This is a genomic window from Bacillus sp. DTU_2020_1000418_1_SI_GHA_SEK_038 (assembly GCF_032341175.1).
Lineage (GTDB): Bacteria > Bacillota > Bacilli > Bacillales > Cytobacillaceae > Cytobacillus.
This window is the reverse complement of sequence record NZ_CP135435.1, coordinates 2828717-2848154: the sequence shown is the minus strand read 5'-3', so window position 1 is coordinate 2848154 and position 19438 is coordinate 2828717. Positions and strand designations below refer to the sequence as shown.

The following is a 19438-nucleotide window of genomic DNA, read 5'->3' as shown; positions in this document are numbered from 1 at the left end:
AGCGCTATGAGATCGATTGAAAGAATATTAGTAAAGGTTGTTATTATTCAATTCTTATTCCTCTTTATAACTCAATTGTTTTTTCACAAATTTAATGTTTTTCCTGAACTCAAACAGCTTACACAATATGAGGGTGTCACGGACAATAACTTTACGGAGTTCCTTGAAACATTCAGGGGGCAATAATAGCAGGTGCTTGCCTGCTATTTTTTGTTTCGAAATGTAATTAGGGATTCATAGTTTAATACGGTTATTTAACCCATCATATGATAAAATAAAATAGACGAGAACCTTTATTAAATTGACTATACCTTTTTTGAGTTAGATAACTGTCTAGCTTCAGCGCCTACCCCCTCGAGGTCTTAAGCTAAATCCTTTCAAAAGGAAAGAACGTCTTTTGTAAGGATTCGTCTTAAGCTTGTCGGGGCTAACCAAGGCGCTTCCGCATTTCAAATTTTGGGAGGCACTATGAATAAAAAGATCTCTATTGCAATTGATGGTCCTGCTGCTGCAGGAAAAAGCACTGTTGCAAAAATTGTAGCTGAAAAACTTTCATATATATACATTGACACAGGGGCAATGTATAGGGCTTTAACATACAAAGCCATTAATGAGAAAATAGACTTAGAAGATGAGCACGGCTTATTAAATATTTTGAAAGAAACAACCATTGAATTATTGCCAAGTGAAAATGGTCAATCCATATTTTTAGACGGAAAAAATGTTTCAAATGATATTAGGACTGCTGAAGTAACCAATTCCGTTTCGATAGCAGCAAAGCATAAACTCGTTAGAGAAGAAATGGTTGCGAGGCAAAAAAGCTTTGCTGAAAACGGCGGTGTCGTTATGGATGGCAGAGATATAGGGACACATGTACTGCCCAATGCAGAGGTTAAGATTTTTCTATTGGCATCTGTAGATGAACGTGCGATTCGCAGACATACTGAAAATATCGAAAAGGGCTTTCCATCCGATTTACAAAAATTAAAAGAAGAAATCTCTACAAGAGATAAATTAGATTCAGAACGTGCAGTTGCACCACTGAAAAAGGCGTCAGATGCAGTCGAAATTGACACAACCTCATTATCAATTGATCTGGTTGTTGAAAGAATTATGGTGCTTGCTTATGAAAGGATCGGATGATAGTGAATTTATACTCTTTTGCGAAATCAGTTGTTTATGGAATATTAAAACCAATATACCGTTTTGAAGTGATTGGTACAGAGCACTTCCCTAGAGAAGGCGGTGTTTTGCTCTGTTCCAATCATATTCATAATTTTGATCCGCCAGTTGTCGGTATAAATGCACCAAGGCCTGTACACTTTATGGCAAAGGAAGAATTGTTTAGAGTGCCTATCTTAGGGAAGATTCTTCCCGATTTAAATGCCTTTCCAGTCAAGAGGGGGATGAGTGACAGGGAAGCTCTGAGAAAAGGACTTGCCATTTTGAAAGAAGGCAAGGTTTTAGGCTTATTTCCTGAAGGGACAAGAAGTAAAACAGGAGAGTTGGGTCAAGGGCTAGCGGGAGCTGGTTTTTTTGCTCTTCGTACCGATGCTGCCATTGTTCCCTGTGCCATTATAGGTCCATATAAGTCTTTTAAAAGATTGAAAGTTGTTTATGGAAAACCAATAGACATGGCTCCTATGCGCGAAAAGAAAGCTTCCGCCGAGGAGACGACTGAATTAATTATGGGTGAAATTCGCAAACTGATAAATGAGAATAGTTAAACCTTCTTACTTGACAAAAGAAGTTGTTTATAAGAAGTTAGTTAAAAGGCGAATTTTATAAATATTAATAATTTGATATTGCGAAGGCGCTTCCGCCTTTCAAATAAGGAGGAATACATATGTCAGAAGAGATGAATCAAGTTCAAGTGAGAAATTTCGAAATTGGCGATAAGGTTTCCGGCCAAGTTACAAAGGTTGAAGAAAAGCAAGTAATCGTAAACATCAATGATAGCAAGCTTGATGGAATTATTCCTATTAGTGAATTATCAAGTCTACATGTAGAGAAAGCAAGTGATGCTGTTTCAGAAGGAGATCAGCTAGAGCTTGAAGTTTTAAAAGTGGAAGAGGATGCCTTAATACTATCAAAACGAAAAGTAGATGCTGAAAAGTCATGGGCTGATCTTGAAGATAAATTTAATAACGGTGAAATATTGGAAGCGGAGATCAAGGATGTTGTTAAAGGCGGCTTAGTCGTTGATCTTGGTGTCAGAGGATTTATCCCTGCTTCATTAGTTGAAGTTTTCTTTGTTGAGGATTTTTCAGACTACAAAGGAAAAACAATGACCTTTAAAATCGTTGAGCTTGAAAAGGAGAAAAATCGTTTAATTCTTTCTCATAGGGCTGTTGTCGAGGAAGAAAAGGGTAAGCAAAAAAATCAAATCCTTGATTCCCTTGAGCCAGGACAGCTAATGGAAGGAACTGTTCAAAGAATTACCGATTTTGGCGCTTTTGTTGATATTGGCGGCATAGATGGACTAGTTCATATTTCCCAGCTTTCCCACGAGCATGTGAACAACCCCTCTGAAGTAGTTAAAGAAGGTCAAAAGGTCCAAGTAAAAGTGCTAAGTGTTGATCGCGGAAATGGACGAATTTCTTTATCAATTAAAGAAACTCTGCCTGGACCATGGTCAAATATAGCTGAAAAAGCTCCAAAAGGAAGTATACTTGATGGTGTAGTGAAAAGACTTGTGTCATATGGAGCGTTTGTAGAACTTTTCCCTGGTGTGGAAGGACTAGTTCATATTTCCCAAATTTCACATAAACATATTGCAACTCCGCATGAAGTTTTAAAGGAAGGCCAAGAAATTAAAGTTAAAGTATTGGACGTAAATGAACAGGAACAGCGTTTGTCTCTGAGCATTAAAGAACTACAGGAAAAAGAACCAGATTATGTTACTGATTATGAACTCCCAGAGGAATCAAAAGGATTTCAGCTAGGAGAAATGATTGGTGATCAATTAAAGAATTTAAAATGATAATGGTGATAAATGGTGTCTAGATCAAAACGGAAATGGGATCATATTCAATTAGCTTTGACTACAGGGCAGAAAAGGCTAGCAGGTTTTGATGATATTACCTTTATTCACCAAAGTATGCCTCATACTTCACTAGATCAGGCAATCTTAAATGTAAAAATTGGCGAACTTTCTTTAAGTTCGCCAATTTTCATAAATGGGATGACAGGCGGTGGAGGAGAACCGACTTTACGAATTAATCAAGAATTGGCAAAAGCCGCAAAAGAGATGGGAATGGCGATGGCAGTTGGTTCACAAATGTCTGCTTTGAAGGATTCTTCAGAAAGAAAATCTTATGAAGTCGTACGTAAAGAATATCCAGACGGCATTATTATTGGGAACCTTGGCAGTGAAGCTACAGTAGACCAAGCAAAAGCCGCCATTGACATGATTGAAGCAAATGCACTGCAAATTCATTTAAATGTTGTCCAAGAACTGACGATGCCTGAAGGAGACCGTGACTTTCGATCAGCACTTCAGCGGATTGAAGCGATTGTGAAGCATACTAATGTTCCTATCATCGTTAAAGAAGTAGGCTTTGGAATGAGCAGAGAAACGGTTTTAATGCTGCGTTCAATCGGTGTTTCGGCTGTTGATGTTGGAGGGTATGGCGGTACTAATTTTGCCAAAATAGAAAATGAACGGAGAAATAGAGAGCTTTCCATTTTTAATGACTGGGGGATTCCTACTGCAGTTTCAATTGTAGAAGCAAAAGAAACCTCAAAAGACGTATCTATTATCGGATCAGGGGGAATACAAACGAGCTTAGATATCGCAAAAGCAATAGCCCTTGGAGCTGAGGCAGTTGGAATGGCTGGCTTTGTTCTTAGTATTCTCATGAATAAAGGCATGGAAGCATTATTGGAAGAGCTTCAAATCATACATAATGAAATCAAGATGATCATGACCGCTATCGGTGCAAGTAATATAACCGAGCTGCAGCAAGCCCCATTAATCATTTCTGGAAAAACCCATCACTGGTTAAACGAAAGAAACATCGATACAAAGAAATACAGTCAGCGGATGTTCTTTAAATAACAAAAAGCTCTTGCTAAGTTCACAACCTAGCAAGAGTTTTTTTCTACGTCTTGCTGCAGCGCCTACCCCCTCGAGGTCACAAGCCAAGCCTCCCAGAAAGGTACAGTACAACCTTTCCGTGAGGCTCATCTTGTGCTTGTCGGGGGTGACCAAGGCGCTTCCGCATTTGTTTTTACAGTTTATTATTATTTAGATCCCTAGCTTCCTCTGGGCTTTGCAGTCTTGTAGCCCCTCCATAGTGGAGTGCTTGATCCCTGTCAGATTCAACTCTTCTGCTCTTTCTTAGTTTCTTTTCTTGCCGGTCTTTTCCCATTAATGAACACCTCCCTCTATTTAACATGGACTAGCAAATATATTTTATTCAGCAAAACAGAGTTAATGAAAATGATTAAAGAGCTTTTGAAAGTGCCATAATGGGAAGGACAGGAGGTGTGGGTAATGGAAGGTTTGACTTTTTATTGGTTCGCATGGATATTCTGGGTCATCGCAACCTTTTTTTTGAAAAAGGATAGTTTTTTTAGGTTTTGCTTATCTTTATGGCTATTAGTACTAATTATTATTTCTCCATATTCCTTTACACTATTCAATTATGAGATATCATATGTAAGCATTCTATTGCTAGGCACTTTATTCGTGTTAATCAGCAGATTTAAAAGATCGACAGCCGCCTATGTATTGCTTAGCTCATTTATTGTTATGATTGCATATGTTTGCTTCCATTTATTCGCATTATTTGATCCTGTATGGATAATCTTCCCACTAAAATGGATGTTGGCTTTTGTAATTATATCTTTAGCTATTATTCTGCATAATAATAGAGTACACCGATTAATTATCATTCTATTGGGATCGATACAGGGAGACTTCCTTTATGCATATATTCTAAATAAATATTCATTTCCGCATGTAATTGGTTCATATGCATATTTAGATGGCATTACACTTTCAGCTGGTTTTCTAGCAGTTTGGTCAGGGGTTGAATTTTTGACTGACTTCTTTGAAAAACAAACTAACCAATTTGAAAAGGAAAAAGGTAAGGAAAAATTATCGTGAATGATAGTAGATCTATTATGAATAAGTACATTAGCTTAGCAATAACCCTCAATATGGTGTAACAGCAAGTTATTCCAAGTTTTTAATTGCTAGTAAGGTACTGCTTTGATAAACTTATAAAGTTAGGCCCTTCTCTGTACCAGTAAGAAGGGTTTATTTAACTTCATTTAGCAGAAGTCTCCCACTTCTATGAGTGAAGATGTTTACAAACAGGTATCAAATTCAGTATGTATTAGGAAGAAAGGGTGATGTTCATGGCAAAGCCAGTGATTGCGATTGTCGGACGTCCAAACGTTGGAAAATCCACCATATTTAACAGAATTGTTGGAGAGCGTATATCTATTGTCGAAGATATTCCTGGAGTTACTAGGGATCGTATATACAGTTCAGCGGAATGGTTAAACCACGATTTTAATATAATTGACACAGGTGGTATTGATATTGGAGATGAGCCATTTCTTGAGCAAATTCGCCAGCAGGCTGAAATTGCAATTGATGAGGCTGACGTCATAATTTTCTTAGCGAACGGAAGAGAAGGTGTGACGGCTGCAGATGAAGAAGTGGCAAAAATTCTTTATAGGGCAAAAAAACCTGTCGTTCTTGGCGTTAATAAAATTGATAATCCTGAAATGCGAGAGCATATTTATGATTTTTATGCTCTCGGATTTGGAGAACCTTTTCCTATCTCGGGTTCGCATGGATTAGGGTTAGGTGATTTACTTGATGAGGCTGCGAAACATTTTCCAAAGCATGGACAAAAAGACTATGATGATGATGTAATCAAATTTTCATTAATTGGCCGACCTAATGTTGGGAAATCATCACTTGTGAATGCTATTTTAGGTGAAGACCGTGTCATTGTCAGTAATATTGCCGGGACGACAAGAGATGCAATTGATTCACAGCTTACTTATAATGGAGATAAGTATGTCATCATCGATACAGCGGGTATGCGCAAAAAAGGCAAGGTGTATGAAACAACTGAAAAATATAGTGTCTTGCGTGCTTTAAGAGCTATTGAGCGTTCAGACGTAGTCCTTGTTGTTTTAGATGGAGAAGAAGGCATTATCGAGCAAGATAAGCGAATTGCCGGCTATGCACATGAAGCTGGACGAGCAGTAGTGATTGTCGTTAATAAGTGGGATGCTGTAGAAAAAGATGAGAAAACGATGAAGGAATTTGAACAAAAGATTCGGGAGCATTTCCTGTTTCTTGACTATGCTCCGATCGTTTTCCTTTCGGCAAAAACAAAAAAACGGATTCATACTCTTATTCCTATGATCAATACAGCAAGTGACAATCATGCATTGCGTGTTGAAACGAGTGTCCTGAATGATGTTATTATGGATGCAGTTGCCATGAATCCAACACCAACTGATAAAGGAAGACGCTTAAGAATTTATTATACAACTCAAGTTGCTGTAAAGCCGCCAACCTTTGTTGTATTTGTAAATGAGCCTGAATTAATGCATTTTTCATATGAGCGGTTCTTAGAAAATAGAATTCGGGATGCCTTTGGCTTTGAAGGTACACCAATCAAGATATTTGCAAGAGAGAGAAAATAACAGAAAAGCAGAAGCGGCTTGATAAGGGGCTTAAGACTTCCAGCGTTCAGGACGTATTAGTACCAACGTTGCCACAGGACGAGGCGTACTTAATCAGCGAGCCCCAGGCGCTGAGCTAAACAAATAATTTTATAAGGCAGTGATTAAATGGAGCAAAGGTTTGAACGAGTAGCTGTTGTTGGAGCGGGAAGCTGGGGAACAGCTTTGGCTATGGTTCTGGCAGATAATGGCCATGAAGTTCGTCTTTGGGGTCATAAACTCCAGCAAATTAATGAAATTAATCAATACCATACGAATAAAAAATATTTACCAGAGGTAATCCTTCCTGAAGGAATTACTGGGTATTTTGATCTAGAGGAAGCTATATCGGGAGTTCATACAATTATTCTAGCTGTTCCGTCAAAAGCAATTCGTGAAACAGTCGGCAAGATTAACATCATTTGCAAGGAGCCTTTAACCATTGTTCATGTGAGCAAGGGAATCGAGCCAGATACTTTACTCCGTATTTCTGAAATGATTGAACAGGAAATATCACCTGAAAATTTGGACAGTATCGTTGTTCTTTCAGGTCCAAGTCATGCAGAAGAGGTTGTTTTAAGGCATCCGACAACTGTCACTGTTTCATCTAAGAACATGGATGCAGCTGAAAGAATTCAAGATTTATTTATTAATCAGAATTTCCGTGTTTATACAAATCCTGATATTATCGGAGTTGAAATTGGCGGAGCATTAAAAAATATCATTGCACTAGCAGCGGGTATTACAGATGGATTGGGCTATGGTGATAATGCGAAGGCTGCGCTAATGACTAGAGGTTTAGCAGAAATTGCCCGATTAGGGATGAAGATGGGTGCTAGTCCCCTTACATTTTCTGGTTTAACGGGAATTGGAGATTTAATTGCAACTTGTACAAGCGTTCACTCCCGAAATTGGAGGGCAGGAAATTTGCTTGGTAAGGGACATAATTTACAAGAAGTTCTCGATAATATGGGAATGGTAGTAGAAGGTGTAAGAACAACAAAAGCAGCCAAGCAACTAGCGGAAAAATATGAAGTGAATATGCCAATTACCGATGTTCTTTATGACGTTCTTTTTAATGGTGTGAATGCAAAGAAGGCAGTAGATCTTTTGATGGCGCGTGGTAAGAAGGACGAAATGGAGGATTTAACAAACGTTCTTGAATTAGATTTAAATGATAAATCCTAATATTTTTTAAATATAGGCATTCGATGATGCGTGCCGGTCACTTTTTGCATACAATGCAACGAAGCAAACTGGTGAAATGAACAGGGTGTATGGGTTATTTAGTCGTATAAGCTTGAGTTAAAGAAATGCCCCTTTCTTTAACTCATCTTTTTTTTATAGCAGTTTCTTTTTCAAACAGACAAGCTCTATGTTATAATACATTTCGGAAAAAGGAGTTGAAATCATGTCCCCGTCATTAATGAAAATGTGGATTTCTCTTGCGTCAATGGGCTTTATGTTTATTTCTTTATTAATGATTTATTTAAGCCGCTTTAAATTAGGTGGAATCTTAAAAGTTATAACTGCCATTATTGCCTATTTTTTAATGGTCGTATCAGGAATTATTATTGTCTTAGTCGTTTTCAGCGGACCAACAAGTGATTAATAACGTTCTTTATAAAAAATTATACATAGACTAAAGGGATTGATATCAATGAAAAAAGTTTTGCTGCTGTTGGCTTCCTTGCTGCTATTTATACCGCTGTTAGCTGGTTGTATGTATCCAAAAGGACATTTAGCACAAAATAAAGTTCCTTATGAAGATCAGATTAAGGCTGTACAAACTGCTGTCAATTCGTATAAAGAAGCAAATGGGGGACTTCTGCCAATTAAAACTAAAGATGAAACTACCCCTATATATCAAAAATATCTAATTGATTTCAAAAAGCTAATACCTCATTTTATGGCAGAGCCGCCTGGTAATGCGTACGAATCTGGTGGTGTTTTTCAATATATTCTAATAGATGTGGAGACAGAGCCAACAGTAAAAATTTTTGACTTAAGGATGGCTGAAACGATTCGGGACATTAAGCTAAGAATAAAATCACAAAAATATCCTCCTTATAAAGAACAGATTGCAGGAAATGTTTTTACATTGGACTTTACTAAGCTTGGCTATAAAGAAAACCCAGTCGCATTGAGCCCTTATAGTGGCAGAAATCTTCCTTTTGTTATCACAGGTGAAGCGGAGGTTTATGTTGATTACACGAGTGATCTTCATGAAGCGATGCAGAAACAGGAGATATCATATAAGCAAGGGGACGATGTAAGGGAAATTCTTACGAAAGATTCAGCATTTGTTCCTGCTTATTCCCTGCCATATACGATTGATAATGAAACAAAAAATCCAATCTTTTTATCAAAATAGGCATAACCCTTCTCTTGCAAAATATATTGTAGGAGAAGGGTTTTTTTAATGCAATTTTAACATTAAATGTAAATGGAAAAGCATAATATGCGGAAAAATGTTATCTCAGAGGGGTAATTTTTAATAAAAACTGTCATAACGAGATAGGACAACATCATAAACATATAATGTCCAAACGTAATTGATAGGAAAATATTATCCCACAGATTCGGGAGGGGATCACTTGGAAAAGGTAGATATTTTTAAAGATATTGCCGAAAGGACTGGCGGTGATATCTATTTCGGAGTAGTAGGAGCTGTACGTACAGGCAAATCAACTTTTATAAAAAGATTTATGGAATTAGTTGTTTTGCCGAACATGAGTAATGAGGCTGACCGTGCTCGCACCCAGGATGAACTCCCTCAAAGTGCAGCCGGAAAGACAATTATGACAACAGAGCCTAAGTTTGTGCCCAATCAGGCAGCTTCAGTCCATGTGGATGAAGGCCTGGACGTTAATATTCGATTAGTTGATTGTGTAGGGTATACGGTTCCTGGTGCTAAAGGGTATGAGGACGAAAATGGCCCTAGAATGATTAATACTCCTTGGTATGAAGAGCCGATTCCGTTCCACGAAGCGGCTGAAATTGGGACTAGAAAAGTCATTCAAGAGCATTCAACCATTGGGGTTGTTATTACTACTGATGGGACAATTGGAGAAATACCTCGCAGCAATTATTTGGAGGCCGAGGAAAGAGTAATAAATGAATTAAAAGAGGTTGGAAAACCCTTCATTATGATTATTAATAGTGTTCAGCCTCATCATCCAAATACGGATGCTCTGAAAAATCAGCTTTCTGAAAAGTATGATATCCCTGTTCTAGCCATGAGTGTAGAAGGCATGAGGGAATCAGATGTATTAAATGTTATGCGTGAGGCCCTGTATGAGTTCCCTGTGTTGGAAGTCAATGTAAATCTTCCAAGCTGGGTAATGGTACTTCGGGAAGACCATTGGCTAAGAGAAAGCTATCAAGATGCTGTTAAAGAAACAGTAAAAGATATTAAGAGATTGAGGGATGTTGATAGGGTCGTCCATCAATTCAGTGATTTTGAATTTATTGATCGGGCGGGACTAGCAGGCATCGAAATGGGTCAAGGTGTTGCAGAAATTGACTTATATGCCCCAGACGATCTTTATGATGAAGTATTGAAAGAGATTGTTGGCGTAGAAATTCGCGGAAAAGATCATTTATTAGAATTAATGCAAGATTTTGCCCATGCCAAAAGGGAGTTTGATCAAATTTCAGATGCATTGAAAATGGTGAAACAAACGGGATATGGCATTGCAGCCCCTTCGTTAGCTGATATGAGTCTTGATGAGCCTGAAATTACACGGCATGGATCAAGGTTCGGTGTAAGGCTAAAGGCGGTAGCTCCATCCATCCATATGATTAAAGTGGATGTGGAATCGGAATTTTCACCAATTATCGGAACTGAGAAGCAAAGTGAGGAATTGGTTCGTTATTTAATGCAGGATTTTGAAGATGATCCATTATCTATCTGGAATTCCGATATTTTTGGCCGCAGCTTAAGCTCGATTGTAAGAGAAGGGATTCAGGCAAAGCTTTCCATGATGCCTGAAAATGCAAGATATAAATTAAAAGAGACACTTGAAAGAATAATAAATGAAGGTTCAGGCGGATTAATAGCCATCATTTTATAGGACTCCACTAGGGGTCTTTTTTCTTTTTACCCATTAAATATGACAAATAAACATAAATTTAGGAGGTAAATGGATGTAATAAGAAAACTTTCCCATTAAAACGCGGATTATTCTTGATAACACGAAATGATTGTGATAATCTTTTAACAGAATTACCGTTGTAATCGCCTAAACCCTTAGTAATTAAGGTTTTTTTGAAGAAATGGATTGAAAAGTTCATTAAATTAATTTATTATGAGGCATGTTAAACAAAAATTCGTTACAACGTTTAGAATTGACTAATTTTGTTTACAAATGTAAGTAAGAATGCTTAATAGGTCAATCTTTTAAGTTAATCCTGTCTAGCTTCAGCGCCTAGCCCCGACGTACAGGACGTACTAGTGTCGGCAATGCGACAGGATGTCGCGTTTTTGCCGACCTCGAGGTCACAAGCCAATCCTCCCAGAAAGGGAAGAACACCTTTCCGTGAGGCTCGTCTTGTGCTTGTCGGGGCTGGACATAAAGGAATGCTTCTGCGATTAAACATCGCAGGAACAATTGTCCTTTGATTGTTCCGAAGGCGCTTACGCTTTTCAATTTTGGGAGGAGGTGAAACCATGAACAAGACAGAACTAATTAACGCAGTTGCTGAGAGCAGTGAACTTTCTAAAAAGGACGCTACTAAAGCAGTTGATGCAGTATTTGATGCAATCCTAGATGCTTTAAAAGCCGGTGATAAAGTACAATTAATTGGTTTCGGAAACTTTGAAGTTCGTGAGCGTGCTGCTCGTAAAGGCCGCAACCCACAAACTGGTGAAGAAATCGAAATTGCAGCAAGCAAAGTCCCTGCTTTCAAACCAGGTAAAGCATTGAAAGATGCTGTTAAATAAGTACATATAAGTGCTTAAACAAAGCCTAAAGTAAAAACCGCGAATCATTCGCGGTTTTTTTATATTCCCCCCTACCATTATTCTTTTTGCTTGTTACGAAAATAATATGCTAATATGGAAATATTGGAGTTTAAGAAAGCAAGATTGTCTGAGGGGGAAGTTTGATGTCGAATGTAAATCGTGCGCAGATAGAGGATGCCGTACGCTTAATATTAGAAGCAGTCGGGGAAGATCCAAACCGTGAAGGATTATTAGATACACCAAAGCGAGTAGCAAAAATGTATGAAGAGGTGTTTGCAGGATTAAATCAGGATCCGAAAGAATACTTCGAGACCATTTTTAGCGAAGATCATGAAGAGTTAGTATTAGTAAAGGACATCCCTTTCTATTCACTTTGTGAGCACCACCTTGTACCTTTTTACGGAAAAGCTCATGTTGCCTATATTCCAAGAAATGGCCGAGTTGCAGGTTTAAGTAAATTGGCTAGGGCAGTGGAGGCAGTTGCGAAACGTCCACAGCTTCAGGAACGAATTACTTCTACAGTTGCGGATGCGATTTTAGAGAAGCTTGAGCCAAATGGAGTAATGGTTGTAGTAGAAGCTGAACATATGTGTATGACGATGCGCGGAGTGAAAAAGCCGGGTTCCAAAACAGTTACAACGGCTGTTAGAGGAACTTTTTCAGAAGATGACAAAGCACGTGCTGAAGTTTTATCTTTAATAAAATTTTAATCCATTAAGCTAAGATTGAGTGAATTCTTATTGACTTATAAATAATCGCTAAAAGGGTGTTAGTATGGATAAGAAAAATCCCAATGGAAATGATTATATCGTTATTAAGGCAAAGGAAGACGGTGTCAATGTCATAGGTTTAACAAGAGGAACTGATACTAGATTTCATCATTCGGAAAAACTGGATCAAGGTGAAGTCATGATTGCTCAGTTCACAGAGCATACTTCCGCTATAAAAATTAGAGGAAGCGCGACAATCCTTACCTCCTATGGTGAGATTGACAGCGAAGCAAAAAAATAACAATTAACATTTGCAGGCTTTTATATCCTAGACTTTAGTTTTTTCCGGAAAATCTCCTATTAAGGTATTCTAAGTTGTGATATAATTGTCCTGCCTTATGGATAAAGGTATGTGTAATAATGTATAAAAACGAAAAAATGATAATATCACAGTGATGAAGAAAACTTAAGGAAAACAAGGGTGATCGCATGCTAGACATGAAGGTGAAAATGGCAATTGTTAAGGAGCAAATCGAAGAAAAGATACGGCACCCTTATTTACTTAAATACATAGAATCGCCAAATATAGATGAAGATAAGCTGTTACTCCTAGTTTCAGTTCTTGATCATATGGATCTTCCTGAAGAAAAGATAAGAAATTATGCTACTACAACCATGCTGATTCAAATTGCGCTTGATACACATGAATTAGTCACAAATGAAGAATTAGACGCCGGCCAGTTAAAAAGCCGGCAGCTTACAGTACTAGCTGGTGTGTACTATAGCGGTTTATATTATAAAATTCTGGCAGAATTTGAGGATATCACCTTAATTCGATCCCTCGCAACAGGCATTAAAGAAGTAAATGAAAATAAGATTTCAGTATATCAAACAGCAGTTGAAGCAGTTGACATATTAATGGAGAGTGTTAGAAAAATTGAATCCTCTTTGTTTGAAAAGGTAATCGATTTACTGGAGGATCCAAATTGGAACGAATTTGCTTCTAACCTTTTATTTAGGAAAAGGCTGTTGATGGAGAAGATGAGATTTTTACAAGGTGAGACATCAATCGTTTTTGAAGCGCTGAAAAATTTATTAATATCTAAAAACCAATATACCGAGCAAAGCTCTGACCAGCAGCATTTATTAATTCACACATGCGACAGGTATCTCGATAACTCAAAGAAATTAATTGAAAAATATATGAGCAAGCTCCCAAATCTGAATGAACCAATGAAGCAAAGAGCAAATGCGATAATTAGTCAGCATCAGCCTGCGGAAAATATATTTGTGGAGGAAGGTTAGAAGGCATGCAACAATCAAAAGAAGAGCGCGTCCATCATGTTTTTGAGAAGATTTATGACAACTATGATAAGATGAATTCAGTCATTAGCTTTCAACAGCATTTAAGATGGCGTAAGGACACCATGAAGCGCATGAATGTCCAAAAAGGTTCCAAAGCTTTAGATCTATGCTGCGGGACTGCTGATTGGACTATTAGCTTGGCAGAGGCAGTTGGTACAGACGGAGAAGTAGTTGGGCTTGATTTCAGTAAAAATATGCTGAAAATTGGTGAGCAAAAGGTAAAAGAGCATAATTTGAAGCATGTTAAGCTTGTGCATGGCAATGCAATGGAATTGCCATTCCCTGACCATACATTTGATTATGTAACAATTGGCTTCGGACTCCGGAATGTACCGGATTATTTGCAAGTTTTAAAGGAAATGCGCCGGGTGCTTAAACCAGGTGGATTGGCTGTATGCCTTGAGACATCCCAGCCTACTATGTTTGGTTTCAAACAAGCATATTACCTCTATTTCCGCTTTATTATGCCTTTGTTCGGGAAAATATTTGCAAAGAGCTATAAAGAGTATTCATGGTTACAAGAATCAGCCCGCGACTTCCCTGGTATGAAGGAACTTGCTAACATGTTCGAAGAAGCTGGGTTTGTAAAAGTTACTTATAAACCTTACAGCGGCGGGGTTGCAGCGGTGCACATTGGAAGTAAAGAAAAATAAAACTTTTTTCTGAATGCGTTTTTCATCGAAATTGATATTCGGATGGATCAATGTTGAGCTGCTAGCTTGACAAATTGAACGTCCTCTAAATGTATGGAAGCTGCAGACAGGATTTTAAGCTGGGTGAGTATGAGAAATGAAATTAAAAATGATGTATTCATTTCTAAATTCAGATTTAAAAAATATAGAGCAAACTCTCGAAGAAACAGTTCAAGCGGAGTCTCCTTTATTACACAAAGCATCCTTGCATTTATTAAAAGCCGGGGGAAAAAGAATCCGCCCTGTTTTTGTTTTGCTTGCTGGCAAGTTTGGTGCCTATGACATAAATAAAATAAAAAATGTGGCAGTTGCGCTTGAGTTAATTCACATGGCTTCTCTCGTTCATGATGATGTCATTGATGACGCAGAATTAAGAAGGGGAAAGCCGACTATTAAGGCCAAATGGGACAATAAAGTCGCCATGTATACAGGAGATTATATTTTTGCTCGTTCTTTGGAACTGATTACAGAAATTGAGAAACCATTTACTCACCAGATTTTGTCTAACACTTTGGTAGAACTCTGTATTGGGGAAATTGAACAGATTCAGGATAAATATAATTTCGAACAAAATATTCGTGATTACTTCCGAAGAATTAAACGGAAAACAGCGATTCTTATAGCTGTCAGCTGTCAGCTTGGTGCAATTGCAGCTGACGTTGATGAAAAGATTCATAAAATGCTTTATCGCTTTGGATATTATGTCGGAATGTCCTATCAGATTATTGATGATGTCCTTGATTTTACAGGCACGGAAAAAGACCTGGGGAAACCTGCTGGAGATGACCTTCACCAAGGCAATATTACTTTGCCGGTTTTGTTTGCCATGGAGGATGAAGAAATCCGAAAAGAGATTATTCAAGTTCGAGAGACGACAGAACGGAGTGATATTGAAAGAATCATTTCGCTGATTAAGAGCTCTGGCGCCATCGAAAGATCTCTGCAGGTCAGTGATTTATATTTAAACAAGGCACTGGATATATTAAAGGAACTCCCGCAAAATCGTGCAAAGAAGACATTAATCGATATTGCGAAAGTAATTGGCAAAAGAAGTTTTTAATCACAATTAGGTTCAATGTCTTTTTAATGAACTTGTATTATCTTCAAAACAATGTTAATATTTTCGTGGATTACCGTAATAGGATAATTCACTATACATAGCTTTAGGAGTTGAAATTCATGGAAAAAACATTTTTAATGGTTAAGCCTGACGGCGTTCAGCGTAATTTAATTGGTGAGATTGTAGCTCGCTTCGAAAAGAAGGGTTTTCAGCTTGTTGGCGGTAAGCTTATGAGCATTTCAAAGGAACTTGCTGAGCAGCATTATGGCGAGCACAAAGAGCGCCCTTTCTTCGGCGAATTAGTAGATTTCATCACTTCAGGCCCTGTTTTCGCAATGGTTTGGGAAGGTGAAAATGTAATTGCAACAGCTCGTCAAATGATGGGAGCAACGAATCCGAAAGATGCAGCACCAGGCACGATCCGTGGTGATTTCGCAGCTACTGTAGGAAAAAATATTATTCATGGTTCTGATTCACCTGCAAGTGCAGAACGTGAAATCGGCTTATTCTTTAACCAAGCTGAGCTTGTTGAATATTCAAAGCTAATGAATGAATGGATTAACTAAATGGAAAGAGTACTCGCAATGGATTGCGGGTGCTTTTTTTTGTTAATGAAAGGTTTTTGTAACAAATTTTGGTCCTTTTTGTCAAAATTTCAGCTATACTTATGTGGTGAATAGAATGAACTAGGGGAGAAGGGCAATGTCTAGTGATTATCAGAGTTTTATTGTAAATATAAAGAAAAAAACAGGAATTGATCTCTCTTTATATAAAGAAGCACAAATGAAAAGGCGACTTCTATCTCTTTATGAAAAGAAGGGATTCAAGACTTTTCAAGATTTTTTTGAGGCAATTAGAAAAGATGGTGTGCTATTAAATGAATTTTTGGACCGAATGACCATTAACGTTTCTGAGTTTTACAGAAATTCAAAAAGGTGGGAGGTGCTAGAGAAAAAAATACTTCCTAAATTGCTGGCAAATAACAGGCGATTAAAAATATGGAGTGCTGCTTGCTCAACTGGTGAAGAGCCATATACGTTAGCTATGATAATGTCAAATTTCATGCCATTATCCCAAGTGCAAATATTGGCAACAGATATTGATGAAAATGTCATTGCAAGAGCAAAGATTGGTACATATCCTGAAAGATCATTGAACGAAGTCCCTGCGGAAATGAAGAAGAAATACTTTGTTAAGGAAGGAAGCTTTTATAAGGTGTCAGATGACATTAAAAAAACCGTAACCTTTAGAAAGCAAAATCTGCTGTCAGATCCATTTAGCGGACCTTTTGATCTCATTGTTTGCCGAAATGTCCTTATCTATTTTACAGAAGAGGCGAAGGATGAGCTCTATTATAAATTTAGCCATGCTTTAAAAACAGATGGCATCTTTTTTGTAGGCAGCACAGAGCAAATATTTAATCCGAATAAATATGATTTTGAAACGGAGGATACTTTTTTCTATAGAAAAAAATAAAGATAAGGAGTCTGTATCGATACAGGCTTCTTTCTTTTTTGAAGTAAATATTTTTCGTGTTAAATTTGAACGCATTTAGAGAATAGAAGCTATATCCGCTTAATTATTGTTTTTTTACAAAAAATTAAATGAATTTTCTATTTTTACTATTCATATTTTTGCCGATATGTTATATTGATACATAATTCTTTAATGAGTTGAAGGGGGAAAGAGCTTTGAGATATTTAACTTCAGGTGAATCACATGGCCCGCAGCTTACCGCTATTATTGAGGGGCTGCCAGCGGGATTGCCTTTGCTTGCTTCTGATATAAATTTAGAATTGGCTAGACGTCAAAAAGGACATGGCCGAGGCAGAAGAATGCAAATTGAAAAGGATACAGTACAAATTACTGGGGGAGTCAGGCATGGTTACACTTTAGGATCCCCAGTTGCATTAGTTGTTGAAAATAATGATTGGAAGCATTGGACGAAAATTATGGGGCAAGAGCCAATTGCTCCAGAAGAAGAAGACGAAATAAAAAGAAAAATTACTCGCCCCCGCCCTGGGCATGCTGATTTGAACGGCGCTCTTAAATATGGACACAGAGATATGAGAAATGTACTTGAACGTTCTTCAGCTAGAGAAACAACAGTAAGAGTGGCAGCAGGGGCAGTAGCTAAAAAACTATTGGCTGAACTTGGAATTAATATCGCTTCTCATGTGATAGAAATTGGCGGAGTCAGGTCTGCAGTTAGAGAATATGAAACGCTTGAAAAGCTAAAGGAGATTTCAGAAGCCTCACCAGTTCGCTGTATTGATCAGAATGCTGAACAGGAAATGATGAAGGCTATTGATGATGCAAAAGAGCAGGGTGATTCTATTGGCGGCATTGTTGAAGTGATTGTTGAAGGTATGCCTCCTGGAGTCGGCAGCTATGTTCATTATGATCGGAAGCTAGATGCTAAATTAGCTAGCGGGATTATGAGCATCAATGCCTTTAAAGGTGTAGAGATTGGCATCGGCTTTGAAGCTGCAAGCAAGCCTGGCAGTGAGGTTCATGATGAAATTGCATGGAGCCAGGAACAAGGCTACTACCGTAAATCGAATCGATTAGGCGGTTTAGAAGGCGGAATGTCAACGGGCATGCCAATTGTAGTAAGAGGCGTTATGAAGCCAATTCCTACCTTATATAAGCCGCTTCAAAGTGTTGATATTGAAACAAAGGAGCCATTTTCAGCAAGCATTGAGAGATCAGATAGCTGTGCGGTTCCTGCCGCAGCAGTTGTGGCAGAGAATGTTATAGCTTGGGAATTAGCAGCTGCAATCGTAGATCAATATTACTCAGACCGGTTTGAAACACTAAAGGAAATTATTGATGGGCAAAGAGAGTTTGCGAGGGATTTCTAATGGACACCGTAACCATTGAAACAAATTCGAAAACATATCCTGTTTATGTTAGCCCAGGGGTTATCAATCAAGTCAGTTCATTTATTCAAGAAAAATTCCCTTCTTTAACAACGATTATGGTCATGACTGATGAAACAGTTGCAGAGCTTTATTTAGATAGCATGAAATCTGCCTTATCAAATTTTAAAGTGGAATTCTGCATCGTTCCAAGCGGAGAAAAAGCGAAAACCTTTGATGTATATTATCAGTCACTAAGTTTTGCTTTGGAAAAGAGGCTGGATAGGAAATCGTTATTGATTGCATTTGGCGGTGGAGCAATTGGAGATCTAGGCGGATTTGTAGCATCTACATTCATGCGGGGAATCCCTTTTCTCCAAGTGCCAACAACAATCTTAGCACATGATAGCGCTGTAGGCGGTAAAGTGGCTATTAATCATCCATTGGGAAAAAATATGATCGGCGCTTTTTATCAGCCGGAAGCTGTATTCTATGATTTGCATTTTCTGCGATCTCTTCCACTAAATGAAAGACGATCAGGGTTTGCCGAAGTTATCAAGCATAGTTTAATTCATGATCCATCCTTTTATGAATGGCTGTTAAACCATGTGAATTCCCTAGAGGAATTTGACGGGAAGAGTTTGCAATATGCCTTAGTTAAGGGGATTGAAATTAAGAACTATTTTGTTTCAAAGGATGAGAAAGAGTCCGGAATCCGTGCTTACTTAAATTTTGGCCATACGCTTGGCCATGCTATTGAAGCTGAAATGGGCTACGGTAAATGGACGCATGGGGAATCTATATTGATCGGTATGCTGTTTGCCTTGCAATTAAGCAAAAACATGACAGGTCTTCCCTTTGATATTGAACCATTAAGAAATTGGCTCACTCGTCTTGGCTATGAGACCGAAATCCCTAAAGCATTAACGGCTCAACATTTAATTGAGCGTATGAAACAAGATAAAAAGTCCATCGGCCAAAAAGTAAACTTTGTTCTATTAAAGGAAATCGGTAATCCCGGATTATGTGAGGTTTCAGAAGCGCAATTGGTTAAGCAGCTAGAATATTTTCAACAATAAGGGAGGGTT

The 19438-nt window shown here is 38.0% G+C and carries 23 protein-coding genes; 22 read left to right on the top strand and 1 reads right to left on the bottom strand.

What is annotated here, in order from left to right; all coding sequences use genetic code 11:
• The first annotated feature begins 6 nt into the window (after positions 1-6).
• The 5 genes from RRV45_RS14115 to fni all read left to right on the top strand — a co-directional run bounded on the left by RRV45_RS14115 (position 7) and on the right by fni (position 4060).
• Positions 7-186 (top strand): YpfB family protein, encoded by a 180-nt coding sequence (locus tag RRV45_RS14115; RefSeq protein ID WP_315665327.1) that lies wholly within the window; start codon positions 7-9, stop codon positions 184-186.
• Between the two features lie 282 nt (positions 187-468).
• On the top strand, positions 469-1143 hold the full coding sequence (gene cmk, locus RRV45_RS14110; RefSeq protein WP_315665326.1) for a (d)CMP kinase: 675 nt from the start codon (positions 469-471) through the stop codon (positions 1141-1143).
• 2 nt (positions 1144-1145) lie between these two features.
• The gene (locus RRV45_RS14105; RefSeq protein WP_315665325.1) at positions 1146-1727 is read left to right on the top strand and encodes a lysophospholipid acyltransferase family protein; all 582 of its coding nucleotides are present in this window, start codon (positions 1146-1148) and stop codon (positions 1725-1727) included.
• 119 nt (positions 1728-1846) lie between these two features.
• On the top strand, positions 1847-2983 hold the full coding sequence (rpsA, locus tag RRV45_RS14100) for a 30S ribosomal protein S1 (RefSeq protein WP_315665324.1): 1137 nt from the start codon (positions 1847-1849) through the stop codon (positions 2981-2983).
• 15 nt (positions 2984-2998) lie between these two features.
• A complete protein-coding gene (gene fni, locus RRV45_RS14095; RefSeq protein WP_315669039.1) occupies positions 2999-4060 on the top strand; it encodes a type 2 isopentenyl-diphosphate Delta-isomerase in 1062 nt (353 codons plus the stop codon).
• Between the two features lie 172 nt (positions 4061-4232).
• On the opposite strand, the gene RRV45_RS14090 is transcribed toward fni, so the two are convergent.
• Positions 4233-4373: a YpzI family protein gene (locus RRV45_RS14090; protein WP_315665323.1), complete on the bottom strand. Its 141-nt coding sequence runs from the start codon at positions 4371-4373 to the stop codon at positions 4233-4235.
• Between the two features lie 125 nt (positions 4374-4498).
• On the opposite strand from RRV45_RS14090, the gene RRV45_RS14085 reads away from it, so the two are divergent.
• The 17 genes from RRV45_RS14085 to aroB all read left to right on the top strand — a co-directional run bounded on the left by RRV45_RS14085 (position 4499) and on the right by aroB (position 19429).
• Positions 4499-5113 (top strand): YphA family membrane protein, encoded by a 615-nt coding sequence (locus tag RRV45_RS14085; protein WP_315665322.1) that lies wholly within the window; start codon positions 4499-4501, stop codon positions 5111-5113.
• A 254-nt stretch (positions 5114-5367) separates the two neighbouring features.
• Positions 5368-6678 (top strand): ribosome biogenesis GTPase Der, encoded by a 1311-nt coding sequence (gene der, locus RRV45_RS14080; protein ID WP_315665321.1) that lies wholly within the window; start codon positions 5368-5370, stop codon positions 6676-6678.
• A gap of 147 nt (positions 6679-6825) precedes the next feature.
• A complete protein-coding gene (locus RRV45_RS14075) occupies positions 6826-7884 on the top strand; it encodes an NAD(P)H-dependent glycerol-3-phosphate dehydrogenase (RefSeq protein ID WP_315665320.1) in 1059 nt (352 codons plus the stop codon).
• Positions 7885-8107: 223 nt separating this feature from the next.
• On the top strand, positions 8108-8308 hold the full coding sequence (locus RRV45_RS14070; protein ID WP_315665319.1) for a DUF2768 domain-containing protein: 201 nt from the start codon (positions 8108-8110) through the stop codon (positions 8306-8308).
• A gap of 48 nt (positions 8309-8356) precedes the next feature.
• Complete coding sequence (locus RRV45_RS14065) at positions 8357-9070, top strand: hypothetical protein (RefSeq protein ID WP_315665318.1); 714 nt, start codon at positions 8357-8359, stop codon at positions 9068-9070.
• A 223-nt stretch (positions 9071-9293) separates the two neighbouring features.
• Complete coding sequence (gene spoIVA, locus RRV45_RS14060; protein WP_315665317.1) at positions 9294-10772, top strand: stage IV sporulation protein A; 1479 nt, start codon at positions 9294-9296, stop codon at positions 10770-10772.
• A 380-nt stretch (positions 10773-11152) separates the two neighbouring features.
• A complete protein-coding gene (locus RRV45_RS14055; protein WP_315665316.1) occupies positions 11153-11320 on the top strand; it encodes a hypothetical protein in 168 nt (55 codons plus the stop codon).
• A gap of 48 nt (positions 11321-11368) precedes the next feature.
• Positions 11369-11641: an HU family DNA-binding protein gene (locus RRV45_RS14050; protein WP_066294243.1), complete on the top strand. Its 273-nt coding sequence runs from the start codon at positions 11369-11371 to the stop codon at positions 11639-11641.
• 164 nt (positions 11642-11805) lie between these two features.
• Positions 11806-12372 (top strand): GTP cyclohydrolase I FolE, encoded by a 567-nt coding sequence (gene folE, locus RRV45_RS14045; protein WP_315665315.1) that lies wholly within the window; start codon positions 11806-11808, stop codon positions 12370-12372.
• A 64-nt stretch (positions 12373-12436) separates the two neighbouring features.
• Positions 12437-12673: a trp RNA-binding attenuation protein MtrB gene (mtrB, locus tag RRV45_RS14040; RefSeq protein WP_315665314.1), complete on the top strand. Its 237-nt coding sequence runs from the start codon at positions 12437-12439 to the stop codon at positions 12671-12673.
• A gap of 188 nt (positions 12674-12861) precedes the next feature.
• Positions 12862-13677 carry a heptaprenyl diphosphate synthase component 1 gene (locus RRV45_RS14035; protein ID WP_315665313.1) on the top strand — a complete coding sequence of 272 codons (816 nt, stop codon included), beginning with the start codon at positions 12862-12864 and terminating at the stop codon, positions 13675-13677.
• Between the two features lie 5 nt (positions 13678-13682).
• Positions 13683-14390: a demethylmenaquinone methyltransferase gene (locus tag RRV45_RS14030; protein WP_315665312.1), complete on the top strand. Its 708-nt coding sequence runs from the start codon at positions 13683-13685 to the stop codon at positions 14388-14390.
• Positions 14391-14526: 136 nt separating this feature from the next.
• Positions 14527-15489, top strand: a complete 963-nt coding sequence (gene hepT / locus RRV45_RS14025; protein ID WP_315665311.1) for a heptaprenyl diphosphate synthase component II — start codon at positions 14527-14529, stop codon at positions 15487-15489.
• Between the two features lie 119 nt (positions 15490-15608).
• A complete protein-coding gene (ndk, locus tag RRV45_RS14020) occupies positions 15609-16055 on the top strand; it encodes a nucleoside-diphosphate kinase (protein WP_315665310.1) in 447 nt (148 codons plus the stop codon).
• A gap of 136 nt (positions 16056-16191) precedes the next feature.
• A complete protein-coding gene (locus tag RRV45_RS14015; RefSeq protein ID WP_315665309.1) occupies positions 16192-16965 on the top strand; it encodes a CheR family methyltransferase in 774 nt (257 codons plus the stop codon).
• Positions 16966-17180: 215 nt separating this feature from the next.
• Positions 17181-18353 carry a chorismate synthase gene (gene aroC, locus RRV45_RS14010; protein WP_315665308.1) on the top strand — a complete coding sequence of 391 codons (1173 nt, stop codon included), beginning with the start codon at positions 17181-17183 and terminating at the stop codon, positions 18351-18353.
• Positions 18353-19429, top strand: coding sequence for a 3-dehydroquinate synthase (gene aroB / locus RRV45_RS14005; RefSeq protein WP_315665307.1), 1077 nt, complete (start codon positions 18353-18355; stop codon positions 19427-19429). Before aroC ends, aroB begins: the two co-directional genes overlap by 1 nt.
• Positions 19430-19438: the final 9 nt, after the last annotated feature.

Bases quoted from the DNA above. Each gene is read 5' to 3' on its own strand.
- RRV45_RS14115 (WP_315665327.1), top strand. From the start codon at position 7: ATGAGATCGATTGAAAGAATATTAGTAAAGGTTGTTATTATTCAATTC.
- cmk (WP_315665326.1), top strand. From the start codon at position 469: ATGAATAAAAAGATCTCTATTGCAATTGATGGTCCTGCTGCTGCAGGA.
- rpsA (WP_315665324.1), top strand. From the start codon at position 1,847: ATGTCAGAAGAGATGAATCAAGTTCAAGTGAGAAATTTCGAAATTGGC.
- RRV45_RS14090 (WP_315665323.1), bottom strand. From the start codon at position 4,373: ATGGGAAAAGACCGGCAAGAAAAGAAACTAAGAAAGAGCAGAAGAGTT.
- RRV45_RS14085 (WP_315665322.1), top strand. From the start codon at position 4,499: ATGGAAGGTTTGACTTTTTATTGGTTCGCATGGATATTCTGGGTCATC.
- der (WP_315665321.1), top strand. From the start codon at position 5,368: ATGGCAAAGCCAGTGATTGCGATTGTCGGACGTCCAAACGTTGGAAAA.
- RRV45_RS14075 (WP_315665320.1), top strand. From the start codon at position 6,826: ATGGAGCAAAGGTTTGAACGAGTAGCTGTTGTTGGAGCGGGAAGCTGG.
- RRV45_RS14070 (WP_315665319.1), top strand. From the start codon at position 8,108: ATGTCCCCGTCATTAATGAAAATGTGGATTTCTCTTGCGTCAATGGGC.
- RRV45_RS14065 (WP_315665318.1), top strand. From the start codon at position 8,357: ATGAAAAAAGTTTTGCTGCTGTTGGCTTCCTTGCTGCTATTTATACCG.
- RRV45_RS14050 (WP_066294243.1), top strand. From the start codon at position 11,369: ATGAACAAGACAGAACTAATTAACGCAGTTGCTGAGAGCAGTGAACTT.
- folE (WP_315665315.1), top strand. From the start codon at position 11,806: ATGTCGAATGTAAATCGTGCGCAGATAGAGGATGCCGTACGCTTAATA.
- mtrB (WP_315665314.1), top strand. From the start codon at position 12,437: ATGGATAAGAAAAATCCCAATGGAAATGATTATATCGTTATTAAGGCA.
- RRV45_RS14035 (WP_315665313.1), top strand. From the start codon at position 12,862: ATGCTAGACATGAAGGTGAAAATGGCAATTGTTAAGGAGCAAATCGAA.
- RRV45_RS14030 (WP_315665312.1), top strand. From the start codon at position 13,683: ATGCAACAATCAAAAGAAGAGCGCGTCCATCATGTTTTTGAGAAGATT.
- hepT (WP_315665311.1), top strand. From the start codon at position 14,527: ATGAAATTAAAAATGATGTATTCATTTCTAAATTCAGATTTAAAAAAT.
- ndk (WP_315665310.1), top strand. From the start codon at position 15,609: ATGGAAAAAACATTTTTAATGGTTAAGCCTGACGGCGTTCAGCGTAAT.
- RRV45_RS14015 (WP_315665309.1), top strand. From the start codon at position 16,192: ATGTCTAGTGATTATCAGAGTTTTATTGTAAATATAAAGAAAAAAACA.
- aroB (WP_315665307.1), top strand. From the start codon at position 18,353: ATGGACACCGTAACCATTGAAACAAATTCGAAAACATATCCTGTTTAT.